Source organism: Enterobacter sp. RHBSTW-00175 (genome assembly GCF_013927005.1).
Lineage (GTDB): Bacteria > Pseudomonadota > Gammaproteobacteria > Enterobacterales > Enterobacteriaceae > Enterobacter.
Genome location: NZ_CP055930.1, coordinates 3,320,651 through 3,339,304, shown reverse-complemented (window position 1 = coordinate 3,339,304; position 18,654 = coordinate 3,320,651). Strand labels below are relative to the sequence as shown.

Genomic DNA, 18,654 nt, shown 5'->3' with positions numbered 1-18,654 from the left:
CTTACAAAAGACTTAATGTATACATTCGTTTTATCTGCTCACACAAAACAATCCTTCTGAGAAATGCCCTTGTGTTCCTTTCCTCGCTGTAAATCCCCTAAAAAAGCAGGTTCAAACAATTTTCGATCAAAAAAAACACATATTTCATCTGAAAGCCACAGACTACATACAGATTTAAAAATGATTAAATACTGACTTATTAAACACTGATTAATGATTTAAATCAAAAATACACACTTTTACACACCCTAAAATCAGTCAAACAAAAGACACCACAAAGACACAACGACAACAACACAAAGACTAATTTAAGACAAAGAAAATCATTTTAATAAGTCATAAAAGACTTTGCTGATTTGAATTAACCCCCCAGTATTACCGTCAGGAAATTAAAGATGAAAACCACCGTTAAATTGTTGGCCTCTGTTGTTGCTCTGTGCATTGTGCCTGCAACATATGCAATAACCCCTGAACAAGCAGCTGCAAACCTTAAGGGTGCACAACAATTCTCCCATCTTGCGGATAAATCGTATAGCACGGCAATGTATAAAGAGCACATTGCCAATATTGCGATGGGCAATACGATTCTTACGTACGGTCAGAATTCGATCGAAGCCAAAAAAGCGATACAAGCTCATGATGCAGCGCTCAAGCAGGTCGATCAGACACGTCAGGATGCCCGATTAGGCAGGCTTCAGGTGGATGCAGCGAACCGCGCGCTTCGCACACTGGCACCACAAAAGATCCCCGCCCAGCCAACACCTAAGCCAATGAACGTGCCAACCCCGATCGCGCAGTCCGTACCGCAGAAAACCCCGGTGCTGCCAACTCAGCTGACCCCGCAGCCAATGAAAGTGCCAACGCCGATCGCACAGTCCGTGCCGCAGAAAACCCCGGTGCTGCCGACCCAGCTGACCCCGCAGCCAATGAAGGTGCCAACGCCGATTGCACAGTCCGTACCGCAGAACCCCCCGGTGCTGCCGACCCAGCTGACCCCGCAGCCAATGAAGGTGCCGACGCCGATCGCGCAGTCCGTACCGCAGAAACCCCCGGTGCTGCCGACCCAGCTGACCCCGCAGCCAATGAAGGTGCCAACGCCGATTGCGCAGTCCGTGCCGCAGAAAACCCCGGTGCTGCCAACACAGCTGACCCCGCAGCCAATGAAGGTGCCAACGCCGATAGCGCAGTCCGTGCCGCAGAAAACCCCGGTGCTGCCAACTCAGCTGACCCCGCAGCCAATGAAGGTGCCAACGCCGATTGCGCAGTCCGTACCGCAGAAAATCCCGGTGTTGCCGACCCAGCTGACCCCGCAGCCAATGAAGGTACCAACGCCGATTGCACAGTCCGTACCGCAGAAAATCCCGGTGTTGCCGACCCAGCTGACCCCGCAGCCAATGAAGGTGCCAACGCCGATTGCACAGTCCGTACCGCAGAAAATCCCGGTGTTGCCGACCCAGCTGACCCCGCAGCCAATGAAGGTACCAACGCCGATCGCACAGTCTGTGCCAAGTGTTAACCCGACACTTTATCGTCAGATTATCGCCAACAAGCAGGCTGCCCTGATCGCGCCGCCAGTTGTGAACCCGACGACAACCACAACGACGACGCAAACTGTGCCGAGTGTTAACCCAACGCTTTACCGCCAGAATATCGCCAAAAAGCAGGCTGCCCTGATTGCACCACCAGTGGTAAACCCGACCACGACGACACAGACTGTGCCGACCGTGAACCCAACGCTTTACCGCCAGGATATTGCTAAAAAACAGGCTGCCCTGATTGCGCCACCGGTCATTACCCCGACAACAAATGGGACCGTCATTCCGGCAACCAGCCTGAAGCCATCCACCAAAGCCCCGGTTACCCCGACAAGTGGCACAAACACCGTAACAACGGTTCAGCATGTAAACACGTACTACGTTGATCAGGCCACGCGTAGCAAAGTGAGCAGCAACTCGGACGCAATTTCTCAAAACAGTCAGAAAATCGATCGTAACGCGAAAGATATTGAGGACACCCGTGATGAACTGAAACGCGGTCTGAACAACGCGGCGGCCATGTCCAGCCTGCACTATCACTCCGACAACGCATGGGCGCTTTCCACCGGTACCGCTAACGGTGACGGAGCAGCACTGGCCGGCGGTATTCAGAAAGGGCTAACCAGCCATGTCGCTGTAAACATGCAGGCGTCAACGTCATTCGACAGCGGCTGGATGGCAGGTGCCGGTATTTCTGGCGATTTCTGATTTCACTCACCATGTCATGTTCAGGTCGTCATAAAAACGACCTGTTAACTTTCTCTTATTAATTAAGGTGTCAGGATGAAATTGAAGATGCTTACCGCGCTGGCATTTGCCGTAGTGAGCCTGAGCGGGTTCGCGCAGCGTAATCAGCCCAAGGGGATGATGGCAGTCCCACCGATGGTGCAAAATACACAGGGGCAGTATTCCGTTCTGCCCGCGCTGCAAAAAGCACAGTCAGCGAAGAAAAGAACGGTGAAAGGTTATGGGATAACCGTAGTAATATCAGGTGATTGGGTAACCGTTGACGGTAAACCCGCCGCACTGGATGAAAACAACGCTTCAGCAAAAAGTTATAGCCAGGGTCTGTATAATATTGTTGTTTATAAGAGCGGCAAGGTTGCGCTGCTAAAGCAAGGCGAAGGATTTATTGGTTACCTGAAATAACACGCGTCCCACTCATAAACGTACTGCAATCAAGCCGCCGCTAAGGCGGCTTTTTTGTATCTGATAACAGTCTTAGTTAAGTGTATTTAATGTATTCATCTACTGAGAAGAGAAAAGGACACAATTCTTAAAAAAAGTAGTCTTCAACATGTCAATCCTGTTTGACATGTTGACATTAAAAAGTAACGTATATCTTCCATTTGTGATCTCGCCATAGTTCCCGCACGCAGAGCTAATAGCCTCAGGCATCGAGTGGTGTTACACTTTTTCGTGTACAAATTGGCACCCTTATAACTATAGGAAGTATGCAGCATGACACATATCTTTTATGAGTTTTCTTCTTTGAAGCCTGGTGTTCCTACTGTAGAAACATTAATGGAAGTCATCAATTCTTCGGAACTCACAAGTTTTGTCATCGGTGCAGAAGTTGTCGATTTCGTCAAAAAGGCGCTCATCGTTAACACCACGATTGGCAGCTTCAGAAACTGCAAATTCGCCTTTGATGATGGTGCGCACTTTATTGAGTTTGACGGAAAGGGAAAATCAAAACGTTACGACGAAGTACCGGACTGGTTTGTCTCCCCTGCTGAATTCGCGCGTTCACAGTGGCTCATTAACCACGATCTTGCGGATGTAAAGGCAACCCAGTTTATCGATGTACTGATGTCTTACCCGCTGAAAGAGCGCCGTGCGCACTGTAATCTGCTGTTTGGTCTGGATCTGCACAAGGTCAACGCGGTCCCGGCGACCACGTCAGAAGCTAGCAAGCCTGGTAACAAAAACGGTAAAACCACTAAGCCTCGTGTGACAGATTTGGGTTCATTTGAGCTTTTCTGCCAGTTCTTTAGTCGCATGAAAACAGCCGTATTTGCCGACGAGTTTCCTACTCTGCAAGTGCTGACCGGTATCGAAAACCTGACCAAGGCCCCGCACAGCTTAAAGCAGGGGATCCGAACGTGGTTTAAAGCGATCGCAGACGATCTCCCTCCGAATAACAAACGTGTTGAAGCCGGTAACGCGGTTCTCTTCTGTGCCCCTATTCGCGAGCAAATCCAGCAAATTGAAGCCATTGGGCTGGAAAATTACTATCAGGGCTTATCCAAAGCTATCGCCGACGCGGGCGAGCAGTTTATCGCAGACTTTTCATATACCCATCCGGGTGCTTGATCCCTTTGCCCTGCCCATCTGGCAGGGCTTTTTATTACCTCTGATGCGCTTCCCACCTCTTTACAGGGGCGAATTTCTGGCCGATAGCCGATATACTTACGAACAACAAACACACAATTTTTCTCGTCACAGCATTCAAAACAGGAGGTTTTATGCTCATCGTTGTTCCTGTCCTTATTTTCGTCGCACTGGTTATCGTTGGTGCGGGTGTCAAAATTGTCCCGCAGGGGTATCAGTGGACCGTTGAACGCTTTGGCCGCTATACCAATACATTGCAGCCTGGCTTGAGCCTTATTGTGCCTTTCATGGACCGAATCGGTCGCAAGATCAACATGATGGAACAGGTACTGGATATCCCCTCTCAGGAAATTATCTCCAAAGACAACGCCAACGTCACCATTGATGCCGTCTGTTTTATTCAGGTGATTGATGCGCCTAAAGCAGCGTATGAAGTCAGCAATCTCGAACTGGCGATTGTTAATCTGACAATGACTAACATCCGTACCGTGCTTGGTTCGATGGAGCTGGACGAAATGCTCTCCCAGCGTGACAGCATTAATACGCGCCTGCTGCACATTGTGGATGAGGCGACCAATCCGTGGGGGATTAAAGTCACCCGTATTGAGATCCGTGACGTGCGCCCACCGGCGGAACTTATCGCATCGATGAATGCTCAGATGAAGGCCGAGCGTACCAAGCGTGCCTATATCCTCGAGGCCGAAGGCATACGCCAGGCAGAAATCCTGAAAGCTGAAGGGGAAAAACAGTCGCAGATCCTGAAAGCGGAAGGCGATCGCCAGTCTGCGTTCCTCCAGGCTGAGGCGCGTGAACGTTCCGCAGAGGCGGAAGCCCGCGCAACCCAGATGGTGTCCGAAGCCATTGCTGCCGGCGATATCCAAGCCGTTAACTACTTCGTGGCGCAAAAATATACCGATGCGCTGAAAGAGATTGGCTCTGCGAATAACAGCAAAGTGGTGATGATGCCGCTGGATGCCAGCAGCCTGATGGGATCTATTGCCGGGATTACCGAACTCATTAAGGATAGCGGAAACGAGCGTAAGAAATGATCGAGCTCATCGTTGCACATCCTCATGCCTTCTGGCTAAGTCTCGGTGGCTTATTGCTGGCAGCCGAGATGCTTGGCGGCAACGGTTACCTGCTCTGGAGCGGTGTCGCTGCCGTGATCACCGGACTGCTGGTCTGGCTGCTTCCGCTGGACTGGGCGTGGCAGGGCGCGCTGTTTGCTGTGCTGACGCTGGTTGCGGCCTGGCTGTGGTGGCGCTGGCTGAGCACGCGGGTGAAAGCGCAGGAACCTGTGGACGCCCATCTTAATCAGCGTGGACAGCAGATTGTCGGCAAGCGATTTACGCTGGACACCACGCTGGTGAATGGCCGCGGACACATGCGCGTGGGTGATAGCTCGTGGCCAGTGGTGGCAGATGATGACCTCAGCGCCGGAACGCGGGTTGAGGTCATTGCGGTGGAAGGTATTACCCTGCGCGTAAAAGCTTGTTAGGCATTGGCCTTGCGATGACAGCAGCCGGTAAGATTATCAATAATCGGACACTCGGCGCTGTCGTCCCCCGGACAAGACGCCGCCAGCCCCAGCAGTTGTTCGCGCATGGCCTGTAGTTCAATGATATGGCGCTCAATTTCAGCGACCTTCTCCAGGGTACGTTTTTTGACATCTGCACTGTGGCGTTTCGGATCGTTGAACAGATTTACCAGTTCGCCGCACTCTTCCAGGTTAAAGCCTACCTGCCTTGCCTGACGCAGTAACGTCAGCTCATCAAGATGCCGTTGCGTATAACTGCGGTAGCCGTTTTCGCTGCGCAGTGGCGGTGTTACCAGCCCTTTCTCTTCATAAAAACGAATTGCTTTGCTGGTCAATCCGGTTTTTTTCGCAACATCACTGATATTCACATTTCCCCCTTGACCTTCCCCTTGATGGAAGGTTTAACCTTCATAACAGTTAGCGAAAAGCATTATGAAGGTCAATAACTGACCAGATAATTATACGGGAGTTTTGTTATGTCTCACACCATTGATCTGACTCTGGACGGCCTCTCCTGCGGCCACTGTGTCAAACGCGTTAAAGAAAGCCTGGAACAGCGTCCTGATGTTGAAAGCGCGGACGTGACTATCGATCATGCTGCCGTCACCGGTAGCGCCAGCGCCGATGCGCTGATCGACACTATCAAACAAGCCGGTTACGGAGCGGAGTTAAGCCACCCAAAGGCTAAACCGCTGGCAGAGTCATCACTCCCGTCGGAAGCACTGACAGCGGCCATTCCTGAGCTTCCGGTAGCTGATGATATTGACGACAGCCAACAGCTGCTGATCAACGGCATGAGCTGCGCCAGCTGCGTTTCCCGGGTACAAAATGCATTGCAGGCCGTACCGGGCGTCGCACAGGCACGGGTTAACCTTGCGGAGCGTACTGCGCTGATTATGGGCAGTGCCTCCGCCGCAGATTTAGTGCAGGCCGTCGAAAAAGCAGGTTACGGTGCAGAGGCCATCGAAGATGATGCCAAACGCCGCGAACGCCAGCAGGAAACGGCGGTAGCCACCATGAAACGCTTCCGCTGGCAGGCGATTGTCGCGCTGCTGGTCGGTATTCCGGTAATGGTGTGGGGCATGATCGGTGACAACATGATGGTCACTGACGACAACCGCACGTTATGGCTGGTAATTGGTGTGATTACACTCGGCGTCATGATTTTCGCCGGGGGTCACTTCTATTCGAGCGCCTGGAAGAGCCTGAAAAATCGCACCGCAACGATGGATACGCTTGTCGCACTCGGCACGGGCGCGGCCTGGCTCTATTCGATGAGCGTCAACGTCTGGCCACAGTGGTTCCCGATGGAAGCGCGCCATCTTTATTACGAAGCGAGTGCGATGATTATCGGCCTGATTAACTTAGGCCATATGCTCGAAGCCCGCGCACGCCAGCGTTCCTCTAAAGCGCTGGAAAGACTCCTTGATTTAACGCCGCCAACCGCTCGCGTCGTCACAGACGACGGCGAGAAAAATGTTCCGCTGGCCGAGGTTCAGCCGGGTATGACGCTGCGCCTGACTACCGGTGACCGTGTTCCTGTTGACGGCGAGATCACTCAGGGTGATGCCTGGCTTGATGAAGCCATGCTGACCGGGGAACCTATCCCACAGCAAAAATCCCAGGGAGATGCCGTGCACGCCGGTACGGTGGTGCAGGACGGTAGCGTACTGTTTCGTGCAAGCCGCACAGGTAGCCACACCACGCTGTCGCGTATTATCCGCATGGTGCGTCAGGCTCAGAGCAGTAAGCCGGAGATTGGCCAGCTTGCTGATAAAATCTCCGCCATTTTTGTGCCCGTGGTGGTCTGTATTGCCCTGCTGAGCGCCGCTATCTGGTATTTCTTCGGCCCGGCGCCGCAAATTGTCTACACCCTGGTGATTGCAACCACGGTATTAATCATCGCCTGTCCTTGCGCGCTTGGCCTGGCGACGCCGATGTCGATTATCTCGGGCGTGGGTCGTGCCGCCGAGTTTGGCGTACTGGTCCGTGACGCCGACGCCCTGCAACGCGCCAGCACGCTCGATACGCTGGTATTTGATAAAACCGGTACGCTTACGGAAGGCAAACCGCAGGTGGTCGCGGTGAACACCGCTGGCATCGCAGAAGCCGATGCACTGCGCCTGGCAGCCGCGCTGGAGCAAGGCTCCAGCCATCCTCTGGCTCGCGCCATTATTGATAAAGCGGCGGACGCATCCCTGCCGCAGGTAAGCAACTTCCGCACTCTACGTGGGCTGGGCGTCAGCGGTGAAGCAGAAGGACACGCACTGCTGCTGGGTAACCAGGCGCTGCTGAATGAAAAAGGTATCGATACGTCGGTGCTGGACAGTGAACTACAGGCGCAGGCATCTCAGGGCGCGACACCGGTACTGCTGGCTGTAGACGGCAAAGTGGCGGCCCTGATTGCCGTTCGCGATCCGCTGCGCCAGGACAGCGTGGATGCCCTGAAACGTCTGCACCGTGCGGGCTACCGCCTGGTGATGCTGACCGGGGATAACCCGACAACGGCAAATGCCATTGCCCGCGAAGCCGGTATTGATGAGGTGATTGCCGGGGTACTGCCAGAGGGTAAAGCCGACGCCATCAAAACGCTGCAAAACCAGGGGCGCCAGGTGGCTATGGTCGGGGACGGGATCAACGATGCACCTGCACTGGCCCAGGCCGAAGTGGGGATCGCGATGGGCGGCGGCAGCGATGTTGCCATTGAAACGGCAGCGATCACCCTGATGCGCCACAGTCTGATGGGCGTTGCGGATGCGCTGGCCATTTCAAAAGCCACGTTGCGCAATATGAAGCAGAACCTGTTAGGGGCATTTATCTACAACAGTTTCGGCATTCCGATTGCCGCCGGGATTTTGTGGCCACTGACCGGCACGCTGCTCAACCCGGTAGTCGCAGGCGCAGCAATGGCGCTGTCGTCCATAACCGTGGTCAGTAACGCAAACCGGCTGTTGCGCTTTAAACCGAAAGATTGAACCTTCGGCTCCTACGCGCTAGCATGAACCTTTCCGTTCATGGAGCGCGTATGAGTCTGTTTAATCGTATAAAAACATCGTTTCGCGCCCTGTTCCCTCGCCGTTATGCCTGGCCGGGCATGGATATCTCACTTTCTGGCGGACAACATCTGCACCTGGTTGGCAGCATCCATATGGGAACCTCCGGGATGTCACCTCTCCCGCCTCCCCTGCTCAAACTGCTGCGTAATGCGGATGCCCTGGTTGTCGAAGCGGATATCTCCGGCAGTGAATCTCCTTTTGCCGATCTGGATATCCCGCCTCCGCTCAGCGAACGCCTGGATGACACCCAGCTTGCCGAACTGACGCGCGTGGCTGATGATCTGGGCATATCAATGTCGATGCTGGAAACTCAGCCCCTGTGGCAGATTGCCATGGTGCTTCAGGCGACGCAGGCGCAACGTCTGGGATTACGGGGAGAGTACGGTATTGATTATCAGCTCCTTCACGCCGCCCGGGCACGAAACCTGCCGATCATCGAGCTGGAAGGTGCACAAAGCCAGGTTGAGCTGTTACGCCAGCTTCCTGATGATGGCTTACTATTGCTGGATGATACCCTGACCCACTGGCATACCAACGCGCGGTTGCTCCAGGTGATGGTGAGCTGGTGGCTCGAAACGCCGCCCGCAAACGACAAACCAGAATTACCCGCCACGTTCAGCCAGTCGTTGTATGATGTCCTGATGAACGAGCGTAACCGGGCGTGGAAACATACGCTGAATGCGCTGCCAGCCGGGCATTATGTGGTTGCCGTCGGGGCGTTACATTTGTACGGAGAAGGGAATTTGCCGTCACTGCTTAAATAAAAAAATGGCCAATATTTCTATTGGCCCGTCAAAGAGGAATTTCATCGTTTTTATTATGCCGAAGGAGACCTTCGGTTGAGCCGATTGTCGCTCAAAGTGACCATCACTGCCAATACTATTGCGCAAGATGGTGCTATTTTTTAGACAAACGTCAGGCGTATGCTCTTGGCATGAAATGTCTGTCGTAAGAAGGATAGCTATGACTCCCGCCGTTAAATTACTCGAAAAAAACAAAATCTCTTTCAGGATCCACACTTACGATCACGATCCGAATGAAACAAACTTTGGCGATGAAGTGGTGCGTAAGCTGGGGCTGAATGCCGACCAGGTTTACAAAACGCTGCTGGTTGCGGTGAATGGCGATATGAAACACCTTGCGGTGGCGGTAACGCCTGTGGCGGGGCAATTGGATCTGAAAAAAGTCGCCAAAACGCTGGGCGCGAAAAAAGTCGACATGGCGGATCCAATGGTTGCGCAACGCACTACCGGTTATCTGGTGGGCGGGATCAGCCCACTGGGGCAGAAAAAACGTCTGCCAACGCTGATCGATGCACCTTCCCAGGAATTCGACACCATTTATATTTCAGGTGGCAAGCGCGGGCTGGACATTGAACTGGCGGCAGGCGATCTGGCGAAAATGCTGGATGCTAAATTTGCGGATATTGCGCGTAGGGATTAAAAGAAAAAGCCGGGTGGCGGCTACGCCTTACCCGGCCTACATGTTGCACCCGTAGGCCCGGTAAGCGCAGCGCCACCGGGCAACACAGCCGCACTACTGCCAGCTCACCTCACCTTTCGGCTCATACGCATTCACGTCTATCGGCGAATTCTGCTGAATAAACTGCTTAAGCACTTCCGCATCAATAAAGCCGGTATTCACATAGCCCGGTTTGTTATCGATATGCGGATAGCCATCCCCGCCCGTAGCGTTAAAGCTCAGTGTTGCCATGCGGTATGTTTTAGCAGGGTCAACCGGCTCGCCTTTGATTTTGAGGTCATTGAGCTTACCGTCTTTCGCCACAAAACTGACGTTGGCAAACTGCGGATACGCCCCCGAATCGGGCTTCATCTGCGCCACGGCGGTCAGGTAGTCGATAACCTCTTTACCGCTCATGTCGGCATACACCACCACGTTGCCAAACGGCTGAACCTTCAGCACATCTTTATAGGTGATATTCCCACCCTCAATGGAGTCACGAATACCGCCGCCGCTCATCACGCCGAAGTCTGCACTGGTACGCGCCATTTGCGCTGCCAGCACCAGATGCCCCATATTGGTCTGCACGAAACGGACTTTGCTGCGGTCACCTTCCAGGCGGCCATTAAGCGTGCCTATCTTCACATCCAGTTGCGCTTTGCCTTTATTCTGGAACGGCGTCAGCACGGAGAGCATCTGCTGGTTTTCAGCAATTTCTGGGGTGTAAAGTACGCGCTCACTTTTCCCGTCCGGGTAAGATACTTTCTTCTTCAGGTTGACCGGGATCAGCTGGTAGTGCACCAGTTTCATCTCGCCATTGCGGAACTCAAAGTCCGCACGACCGACGTATTTACCCCACTCGTGAGCCTGAACAATCCAGATACCGTTCTGACGGTCTGGCGCACACGGCGTGCCTGGCACGTAATCCACCTGCTTTTTATTCTCAGACGCCATGCATACCGGATCTTGTGAGTGGCCACCCACAATCATTGCCAGAGAGCCCGCAGGCAGGCTGCGCGCCATCTCGACATCACCCGGCGCATTGGAGCCATGCTCGCCATTATCGTAGTGCCCCATATGCGTGGTGGCGATAATCACGTCCGGCTTTTCATTCTGCTGGAGTTCCTGAATCACCAGCTTTGCTTCGTCTGCTGGTTTACGGAACTCGATATCGGTGAAGTATTCCGGGTTGCCGATTTTCGCCGTGTCGTCGGTGGTTAAACCAATAACGGCAATTTTCAGATCCTGACGCTTAAACAGCGCCCAGGGTTTAAACAGGCGTTCGCCGGTGCTTTTCTGATAAATATTGGCAGAGAGGAACGGGAATTTGGCCCATTTTTCCTGCTGGCGCAGAACGGTCAGCGGATTATCAAACTCATGGTTACCCACGGCCATCGCATCATAACCTATTAAATTCATGCCACGGAAATCGGGCTCTGCATCCTGTAAATCAGATTCCGGTACACCGGTATTAATATCCCCGCCCGAGAGCAGCAACACACTGCCCCCTGCTGCGGCTACCTCTTTGCGAATACCATCCACCAGCGTTTTTTGGGCGGAAAGGCCATATTCACCGTATTCGCTGCGCCAGAAATGGCCGTGGTGATCGTTGGTATGCAGAATGGTGATTTTGTAGGTTTTGTCTTTTTCATACGCCTGTGCAGGCAGGCTTGTCAGCCCCCATGCGGCGATCAGCGCCAGCGCCACGCCCCGTTTCATTAACTTCATATATTCTCTCCCTGACCCTTAGACAAACGCAAAAATTACAATGAGTAACAAGAATAAACAAATAAGTTTTCATAATTGCGACTTTCTTCAAATGTCACAGGCGGGTATGTTAGTTGGATAATAATTACACCCTGCATTTCTAATAACAAACGACGTGGTATTCATCTCTATGGCAATCAGTGAATCAACCCAGCCCATTACGGGCTCTCCGGCGTCGCCGCCACAATCGCGCACTTCCTTTAAAGTTTTAGGCGCAATCAGTCTTTCTCATCTGCTCAACGATATGATCCAGTCTCTGATTCTGGCGATCTACCCGTTATTGCAGTCTGAGTTTTCATTAACCTTCGTGCAGATCGGGATGATCACCCTGACCTTCCAGCTGGCCTCGTCGCTGCTGCAGCCGGTGGTGGGCTACTGGACGGATAAATATCCGATGCCGTGGTCATTGCCGGTTGGCATGTGCTTTACCTTAAGCGGGCTGGTATTGCTGGCGATGGCGGGCAGCTTTGAAGCGGTGCTGGTTGCCGCAGCGCTCGTCGGCACGGGCTCTTCCATATTCCATCCGGAATCTTCCCGCGTGGCGCGCATGGCCTCTGGCGGGCGTCACGGGCTGGCGCAGTCTCTGTTCCAGGTTGGCGGTAACTTTGGCAGCTCGCTCGGCCCACTGCTGGCAGCGGTGATCATTGCCCCTTACGGCAAAGGCAACGTTGCATGGTTTGTCCTGGCCGCCCTGCTGGCGATTATCGTACTGGCACAGATCAGCCGCTGGTACGCCGCTCAGCACCGGGTGAACAAAGGCAAACCTAAAGTAAAGGTTACCAATCCTCTCCCTCGTAATAAGGTTATTCTGGCAGTTTGCGTGCTTCTGGTGCTGATTTTCTCGAAATACTTCTATATGGCGAGCATCAGCAGCTATTACACCTTTTATCTGATGCAAAAGTTCGGATTATCGGTACAAAACGCGCAATTCCACCTGTTTGCGTTCCTGTTTGCGGTAGCAGCAGGCACGGTGATTGGCGGGCCTGTTGGCGATAAAATTGGGCGTAAATATGTCATTTGGGGCTCTATCCTCGGTGTAGCTCCCTTTACGCTTATTTTACCTTACGCAAGCCTTGAATGGACGGGCATTTTGACCGTCATCATTGGTTTTATTCTGGCATCGGCGTTTTCCGCCATCCTGGTCTACGCTCAGGAGCTCCTTCCAGGGCGTATCGGTATGGTTTCCGGGCTGTTTTTCGGTTTTGCCTTTGGCATGGGTGGCCTTGGTGCCGCTGTATTGGGTATGGTTGCGGACCACACCAGCATCTTCCTGGTCTACAAAATCTGTGCTTTCCTGCCACTTTTGGGGATGTTGACCATATTCCTGCCTGACAACCGTCACAAAGCGTAATTTACTGGCCGTCAAAGTTTTACTTTGGCGGCCAGATTCCCTGATGCCATAAGGCTTTCCTCTTCTTCTTCCTGCCGAATTTGTCAAAATCTGCTTTTTTTTCATGCTCATTGCTGTTTTATTCAAACTTCAACAATTATTCATAAACATGTCGGTAAAAATTGTCATAAACTGTAACTCGGTTTTTTGGTTTTTCGCCAAAAATGGAACACCCCACCACGAAAGGAGACGGAATGCATCACGCCACACCGCTAATCACCACCATTGTTGGTGGCCTTGTGCTCGCTTTTATCCTCGGCATGATTGCCAATAAACTGCGTATTTCTCCTCTTGTGGGCTATTTGTTAGCGGGTGTACTGGCGGGTCCATTTACGCCGGGCTTTGTGGCGGATACCAAACTGGCTCCAGAACTGGCGGAATTGGGCGTGATCTTGCTGATGTTCGGTGTCGGTTTGCATTTCTCACTGAAGGATTTGATGGCGGTAAAGTCTATCGCCATACCAGGAGCGATCGCCCAGATAGGGGTGGCGACACTGCTGGGAATGGCGCTTTCGACCTTACTTGGCTGGTCACTGATGACCGGCATCGTGTTTGGGCTGTGTCTTTCTACCGCCAGTACCGTGGTGTTGCTGCGCGCGCTTGAAGAGAGACAGTTAATAGACAGCCAGCGCGGGCAAATCGCGATAGGCTGGCTGATTGTTGAAGACCTGGTGATGGTGCTGACGCTGGTTCTGCTGCCAGCCGTTGCCGGGATGATGGAAAAAGATAACGTCGGCTTTGCGTCTCTGGCGCTGGATATGAGTATCACCATCGGTAAAGTTGTGGCGTTTATCGCCATTATGATGCTGGTGGGCCGCCGCCTGGTGCCGTGGATCATGTCCCGCAGCGCCGCGACCGGTTCCCGCGAGCTGTTTACCCTTTCAGTGCTCGCCCTGGCGCTGGGTATCGCCTTTGGCGCCGTGGAGCTGTTTGATGTCTCCTTTGCACTGGGTGCGTTTTTCGCCGGGATGGTGCTGAACGAATCCGAACTGAGCCACCGTGCCGCGCACGACACCCTGCCGCTGCGCGATGCATTCGCCGTACTGTTCTTCGTCTCCGTCGGGATGTTGTTCGACCCGATGATCCTGCTCCAGCAACCGCTGGCAGTACTGGGCACGCTGGCGATCATCATCTTTGGTAAGTCGGTTGTCGCTTTCTTCCTGGTGCGCATGTTTGGCCACTCGCCACGTACAGCGCTGACCATCGCCGCCAGCCTGGCGCAGATTGGTGAGTTTGCTTTTATCCTCGCAGGGCTGGGGATGGCGCTGAATCTGCTGCCACAAGCCGGGCAGAACCTGGTGCTGGCAGGGGCTATTCTCTCCATCATGCTGAACCCAGTGTTGTTCGCGCTGCTGGAAAAATACCTCGATAAAACCGAAACGCTCGAAGAGCAGACGCTGGAAGAGGCTATCGAAGAAGAGAAGCAGATCCCGGTGGATATCTGCAACCATGCGCTACTGGTCGGCTTTGGCCGCGTGGGCAGCCTGTTGGGTGAGAAGCTGATGGCGCAGGGTGTGCCGCTGGTGGTGATTGAATCCTCGAGAACCCGCGTAGATGAGCTGCGCGAGCGCGGTATTCGTGCAGTGCTGGGCAATGCGGCCAATGAAGAGATTATGAATCTTGCGCATCTGGACTGCGCCCGCTGGCTACTGCTGACCATTCCGAACGGCTACGAAGCCGGTGAGATTGTGGCGTCCGCCCGCGAAAAGTGCCCGCATATTGAGATTATCGCCCGCGCCCATTATGACGATGAAGTGGAATACATTACCGAGCGTGGTGCTAATCAGGTGGTGATGGGTGAGCGTGAGATTGCGAATACGATGCTGACGCTGCTGGAAAAACCACCGGTTGAAGAGGCGGTGACGGGGTAAGTGTTGTGCGGCCTGATGCCCTCACCCTGGCCCTCTCCCTGTACGTTCCGGGGACATGGTAGACAGGTGTTCGGGGACATGGTGAACACTTTTTAACATCCTTTACCCATGGTGATCGACTTTTTCTTCAGGTCGATCACCCCCACTTTCGTGCTGTACCACCACACCTCGTAGCTGCCGTCTTCCTGCATCTCCTTCAGCCCGACCCGTTCTCCCCTGAACGCCTTGCCTGCGCTCAGACTTACCCCTTTCACGCTCAGCTTTCCGCTGATATCCACTTTCCTGACCATCACGCCCTCGTCGTATTCCGGGGGCGTGGTGTTGCCGCTGTACTGCCGCTCTGACGGCTTATACCGCGACCCCGGTACCGCCATATCCAGCGCCTCATGCGGGCGTTCAAGGTTATAGACTGTCCGCCAGTGGTCGAAGGCGCGCTGCAGTTCGCCCCCGCTCGCGAACCACTTCCCCTGCAGCACTTCTGCCTTCAGGCTCCGGTGAAAACGCTCCAGCTTACCCTGCGTCTGCGGATGATACGGCCGGGAGTGCCCCACCCGGATACCCAGACGCATCAGCCACAGCTCCAGCGCCGTCCAGGTGCCGGTGGTGTCTCCCCACGGAGAACCGTTGTCCATCGTCATCCGGTCCGGCAGGCCGTAGCGCTCAAACACGCTGACCAGCTGCTGCTGCACGGTCTCGCGCCGTTCATCGGTACAGTGCGCCAGGCACAGGGAAAATCGGGAGTGGTCGTCCAGCAGGGTGAGCGGATGGCAGCGGCCGCCTCCAAAGGGAAAGTGGCCCTTAAAATCCATCTGCCAGAGGCGGTTCGGCGCGTCATGTTCGAACCGTCCCGTGGCGGGAATGCCCGGTGAAGTGCCCGGCAGCAGACCGTGACGGGCCATGAGGTTATGGACGGTGCTGAAGGCGGGCATGGTGTGCCCCTGGTCTTCCAGCCAGCGCTTTATCTTGCGTGCGCCCCAGCGTTCATGGCGGTCATGCGCCATACGCAGCAGGGCAGTGATGTCGTCAGATGAGCGGTTCGGGGAATGGTGCGGTATGCGCGGGCGGTCCTGAAGGCCGGAGGCCCCTTCCTCCGCCCAGCGGCGAAGCCACTTATAGCCGGTGGCAGGTGAAATGCCGAAGCGACGGCAGAGGGAACGGATGTTCGCCCCGTCCTGCGAGGCGAACAAAACAAACTCGGTACGTAATGACATGGTATCTCTCGCATCCCTGGACATAAGCGACTCCATAAACGGGTTCTTATGCCTTAGTTGTAAGTGTCTACCATGTCCCCGAACAAGTGTTCACTATGTCCCCGGACCGTACACCCACGGGGAGAGGGAATAAACACTTTTACCTGTCCCAGTACGCCTCTTCGAGGCTATCTTCCCGTTCCGGCAGGCCACGCGTTAAGCGCGGGGAGTGCTGGTTCAGTACCTGATAACTCACGCGGTTCGCGTACTTACACACCTGCGCCAGCGAGGAATAGGTCAGCCAGCTGAACTTGTGCTTGCTGGAGTTCGGGACATTGGTTTTGTGGTACGCGTTGGCAGTAATGTCGTGCAGCAGCGCGGCCAGAGCCCCGTCGCCAGCGCCGTTGGTATTCATTATCTTCTCTGGTCCGCCCATATACGGCGCGATGTGCGAGTAAATACGCTGCGGGTTCTGGCAATCTTTATGACGCATAGCGCGGCTAAATTCGTACTGGTTGAATTCGGCAATGGCACCCGGCAGCAGCGGATGCTGAGTTTTGCGTTTGCTCTCTTCTTCGGTGAAGCCCGCCATATATAACCCAACCGGCCCAGCGGTACAAAGCACCAGATCCACCCAGTCCAGCGCTTTATCCGACGCCAGCAGCGGATCGCTCTCGCCCGTTAACGCTTCCGCTTCTTCTTCGTTCATCGCCAGAATCGAAACGTGCTCTTTCAGGAACGCCTGCCACCACTCAGGATTGTCGGCAATCACGAATTTGGTGCCAAGTGTCAGAACCACCGGCACATTGTATTTCTTCGCGTACTCGATCGCTTTCATGGTGGCTTCCGGCATTGGCTCACCCGGCTTGCAGCGAACCAGATAGGAGGTCAGCACCAGCGCAGATGCACCTGCGATCACCTCTTCCGGGATGCTGTCGGCGCGCAGTTTGTTCATGTGGCCCGGGCTGATGGCAAAGGTACGCTCACCGGAATCGCTGATAAGCGTAAAGCAGCGACCGATTGGCCCGTCGACACCCTGGAGATAGTTCAGATCGGTACGGCTGGAGGTATTGCACAGATAGCGGTAGGCATAGCCGCCAATCTCGATATTGCTGCACATCACGCCCAGCAATACGGAGCGGTCATCGGCCAGCACAGAATAGTTGTGCATGGTGTTACCGATAGTGCCACCGGCAAACTGATGGGAAATCAGGTTTTCACGTACCAGCTCCTGATACAGCGCTTCGGCCACATCGTCTTCAATCACCAGCGAATGCCCGGCGCTCAGACCGTAACGTGCGACAAACGCGTCATCCACTTTCGCTTCAATATCCACCAGAGTCTGATCGATACCGACCACCCATGCAGCGCTGGTTTCGTTTACCGGCTGAATTTGTTGCAGCAGCGGATCGCGGGCATTGACGGGGAAGTAATGTTTGGATTTACGTTTACCGGGAAATTTCATGGTATGAGCTATGCAAAGAATATGGGCCGGGAATGGTAGCACAAACCCGGCCTTAAGCGCGATCAGCGGCTATTTGCCACCAGCGACACCATCATATCGATATGCTCTGAATCGTCGTTAAGTGCAGGAATGTATTCGTATTTCGCTCCGCCCGCTTCAAGGAAAAACTCCCGGTTTTGCACCGCTATCTCTTCCAGCGTTTCCAGGCAGTCTGCCGAGAAGCCCGGCGACATCACCTGAACGTGCTTCACGCCCTTCTCGCCCAGCATTTTAAGCGTTTCATCGGTATACGGCGTGAGCCACGGCTCGCGGCCAAAGCGCGACTGGAAGGTCATCATCACTTTCTCGGGTGGCAATCCGAGCGCTGAAACCAGCTCTCGCGTGGTATCGCGGCAGCGCTGAGGATAATCATCACCTTCGTCGGCATAGCGCTGAGGAATACCGTGATAGGAAAGCAGCAGCACGTCCGGCTCACCGTGTTTTGCAAACGATGCCCGGGCACTGCTTGCCAGCGCTTTAATATAGAGTGCGTTATCAGCGTAATCGCGAATGAATGTGATACCCGGAATACGGCGGCGAGTGGCCAGAATACGCGCCAGTTCATCCCATACCGCGGCAACCGTCGAGCAAGAATATTGCGGGTAAAGCGCCAGCACCACGATATGATCAACGCCCTGTGAAAGCAGTTCATCAACCGCGCTGGCAAGCGAAGGTTTGCCGTAGCTCATCCCCAGTGCCACCGGCATATCCGGCAAACGGGCCGCAAGGGCTTTCTCCTGGCGACGACTGTAGACCATCAGCGGCGACCCCTCTTCCATCCAGACGGACTGGTAGAGTTTTGCCACACGCGGGGAACGAATCGGCAGAATGGCTCCGCGCAACAGCGGCCACCACAGCAGTCTCGGGGTATCCACAACGCGAGTGTCGCTCAGAAATTGTCGCAGGTAACGTTTTACCGCTTCTGGAGTGGGTGCTTCTGGAGTGCCCAGATTGGCAAGCAGGATGCCGGTTTTCGCCTGACTCATTCACGCCTCTTAACCATTTGAAT

The 18,654-nt window shown here is 54.2% G+C and carries 15 protein-coding genes; 10 read left to right on the top strand and 5 right to left on the bottom strand.

From position 1 onward, the window contains the following. Positions 1 to 395: 395 nt before the first annotated feature. The 5 genes from HV107_RS15805 (at position 396) to HV107_RS15785 (ending at position 5,367) form a co-directional block, all read left to right on the top strand. On the top strand, positions 396 to 2,243 hold the full coding sequence (locus HV107_RS15805; RefSeq protein ID WP_182059885.1) for a hypothetical protein: 1,848 nt from the start codon (positions 396 to 398) through the stop codon (positions 2,241 to 2,243). A 75-nt stretch (positions 2,244 to 2,318) separates the two neighbouring features. After that, a complete protein-coding gene (locus HV107_RS15800) occupies positions 2,319 to 2,684 on the top strand; it encodes a hypothetical protein (RefSeq protein ID WP_182059884.1) in 366 nt (121 codons plus the stop codon). A gap of 312 nt (positions 2,685 to 2,996) precedes the next feature. Continuing rightward, positions 2,997 to 3,851, top strand: a complete 855-nt coding sequence (locus tag HV107_RS15795; RefSeq protein ID WP_182059883.1) for a hypothetical protein — start codon at positions 2,997 to 2,999, stop codon at positions 3,849 to 3,851. A gap of 152 nt (positions 3,852 to 4,003) precedes the next feature. Beyond that, positions 4,004 to 4,918 (top strand): SPFH domain-containing protein, encoded by a 915-nt coding sequence (locus HV107_RS15790; RefSeq protein WP_182059882.1) that lies wholly within the window; start codon positions 4,004 to 4,006, stop codon positions 4,916 to 4,918. Beyond that, positions 4,915 to 5,367, top strand: a complete 453-nt coding sequence (locus tag HV107_RS15785) for an NfeD family protein (protein ID WP_182059881.1) — start codon at positions 4,915 to 4,917, stop codon at positions 5,365 to 5,367. Before HV107_RS15790 ends, HV107_RS15785 begins: the two co-directional genes overlap by 4 nt. On the opposite strand, the gene cueR is transcribed toward HV107_RS15785, so the two are convergent. Next, positions 5,364 to 5,774: a Cu(I)-responsive transcriptional regulator gene (gene cueR, locus HV107_RS15780; RefSeq protein WP_182059880.1), complete on the bottom strand. Its 411-nt coding sequence runs from the start codon at positions 5,772 to 5,774 to the stop codon at positions 5,364 to 5,366. The two genes, HV107_RS15785 and cueR, sit on opposite strands and share 4 nt — an antisense overlap. Before the next feature lie 108 nt (positions 5,775 to 5,882). On the opposite strand from cueR, the gene copA reads away from it, so the two are divergent. The 3 genes from copA (at position 5,883) to ybaK (ending at position 9,905) form a co-directional block, all read left to right on the top strand. After that, positions 5,883 to 8,381 (top strand): copper-exporting P-type ATPase CopA, encoded by a 2,499-nt coding sequence (gene copA, locus HV107_RS15775; RefSeq protein ID WP_182059879.1) that lies wholly within the window; start codon positions 5,883 to 5,885, stop codon positions 8,379 to 8,381. Positions 8,382 to 8,431: 50 nt separating this feature from the next. Next, positions 8,432 to 9,226, top strand: coding sequence for a TraB/GumN family protein (locus HV107_RS15770; RefSeq protein ID WP_182059878.1), 795 nt, complete (start codon positions 8,432 to 8,434; stop codon positions 9,224 to 9,226). 199 nt (positions 9,227 to 9,425) lie between these two features. Continuing rightward, the gene (ybaK, locus tag HV107_RS15765) at positions 9,426 to 9,905 is read left to right on the top strand and encodes a Cys-tRNA(Pro)/Cys-tRNA(Cys) deacylase YbaK (protein WP_182059877.1); all 480 of its coding nucleotides are present in this window, start codon (positions 9,426 to 9,428) and stop codon (positions 9,903 to 9,905) included. A gap of 93 nt (positions 9,906 to 9,998) precedes the next feature. On the opposite strand, the gene ushA is transcribed toward ybaK, so the two are convergent. Then, complete coding sequence (gene ushA, locus HV107_RS15760; RefSeq protein ID WP_182059876.1) at positions 9,999 to 11,651, bottom strand: bifunctional UDP-sugar hydrolase/5'-nucleotidase UshA; 1,653 nt, start codon at positions 11,649 to 11,651, stop codon at positions 9,999 to 10,001. Positions 11,652 to 11,820: 169 nt separating this feature from the next. Between ushA and HV107_RS15755 the strand changes: the two genes are divergently transcribed. Together HV107_RS15755 and ybaL are read left to right on the top strand one after the other, a co-directional pair. Then, complete coding sequence (locus tag HV107_RS15755; RefSeq protein ID WP_182059875.1) at positions 11,821 to 13,041, top strand: MFS transporter; 1,221 nt, start codon at positions 11,821 to 11,823, stop codon at positions 13,039 to 13,041. Between the two features lie 233 nt (positions 13,042 to 13,274). Then, on the top strand, positions 13,275 to 14,951 hold the full coding sequence (gene ybaL, locus HV107_RS15750; RefSeq protein ID WP_182059874.1) for a YbaL family putative K(+) efflux transporter: 1,677 nt from the start codon (positions 13,275 to 13,277) through the stop codon (positions 14,949 to 14,951). A 92-nt stretch (positions 14,952 to 15,043) separates the two neighbouring features. On the opposite strand, the gene HV107_RS15745 is transcribed toward ybaL, so the two are convergent. From HV107_RS15745 to hemH, 3 genes are all read right to left on the bottom strand, one after another. Continuing rightward, a complete protein-coding gene (locus HV107_RS15745; protein WP_182059873.1) occupies positions 15,044 to 16,198 on the bottom strand; it encodes an IS481 family transposase in 1,155 nt (384 codons plus the stop codon). Positions 16,199 to 16,301: 103 nt separating this feature from the next. Next, positions 16,302 to 17,606 (bottom strand): inosine/guanosine kinase, encoded by a 1,305-nt coding sequence (locus HV107_RS15740; RefSeq protein ID WP_182059872.1) that lies wholly within the window; start codon positions 17,604 to 17,606, stop codon positions 16,302 to 16,304. A gap of 62 nt (positions 17,607 to 17,668) precedes the next feature. Then, positions 17,669 to 18,631, bottom strand: a complete 963-nt coding sequence (gene hemH / locus HV107_RS15735; protein ID WP_182059871.1) for a ferrochelatase — start codon at positions 18,629 to 18,631, stop codon at positions 17,669 to 17,671. Between the last annotated feature and the right edge of the window lie 23 nt (positions 18,632 to 18,654).

Coding starts and splice junctions, on each gene's coding strand:
- HV107_RS15790 (WP_182059882.1), top strand. CDS start 4,004: ATGCTCATCGTTGTTCCTGTCCTTATTTTCGTCGCACTGGTTATCGTT.
- copA (WP_182059879.1), top strand. CDS start 5,883: ATGTCTCACACCATTGATCTGACTCTGGACGGCCTCTCCTGCGGCCAC.
- HV107_RS15805 (WP_182059885.1), top strand. CDS start 396: ATGAAAACCACCGTTAAATTGTTGGCCTCTGTTGTTGCTCTGTGCATT.
- ybaK (WP_182059877.1), top strand. CDS start 9,426: ATGACTCCCGCCGTTAAATTACTCGAAAAAAACAAAATCTCTTTCAGG.
- HV107_RS15755 (WP_182059875.1), top strand. CDS start 11,821: ATGGCAATCAGTGAATCAACCCAGCCCATTACGGGCTCTCCGGCGTCG.
- hemH (WP_182059871.1), bottom strand. CDS start 18,631: ATGAGTCAGGCGAAAACCGGCATCCTGCTTGCCAATCTGGGCACTCCA.
- HV107_RS15785 (WP_182059881.1), top strand. CDS start 4,915: ATGATCGAGCTCATCGTTGCACATCCTCATGCCTTCTGGCTAAGTCTC.
- HV107_RS15770 (WP_182059878.1), top strand. CDS start 8,432: ATGAGTCTGTTTAATCGTATAAAAACATCGTTTCGCGCCCTGTTCCCT.
- ushA (WP_182059876.1), bottom strand. CDS start 11,651: ATGAAGTTAATGAAACGGGGCGTGGCGCTGGCGCTGATCGCCGCATGG.
- HV107_RS15745 (WP_182059873.1), bottom strand. CDS start 16,198: ATGGAGTCGCTTATGTCCAGGGATGCGAGAGATACCATGTCATTACGT.
- ybaL (WP_182059874.1), top strand. CDS start 13,275: ATGCATCACGCCACACCGCTAATCACCACCATTGTTGGTGGCCTTGTG.
- HV107_RS15795 (WP_182059883.1), top strand. CDS start 2,997: ATGACACATATCTTTTATGAGTTTTCTTCTTTGAAGCCTGGTGTTCCT.
- HV107_RS15740 (WP_182059872.1), bottom strand. CDS start 17,606: ATGAAATTTCCCGGTAAACGTAAATCCAAACATTACTTCCCCGTCAAT.
- HV107_RS15800 (WP_182059884.1), top strand. CDS start 2,319: ATGAAATTGAAGATGCTTACCGCGCTGGCATTTGCCGTAGTGAGCCTG.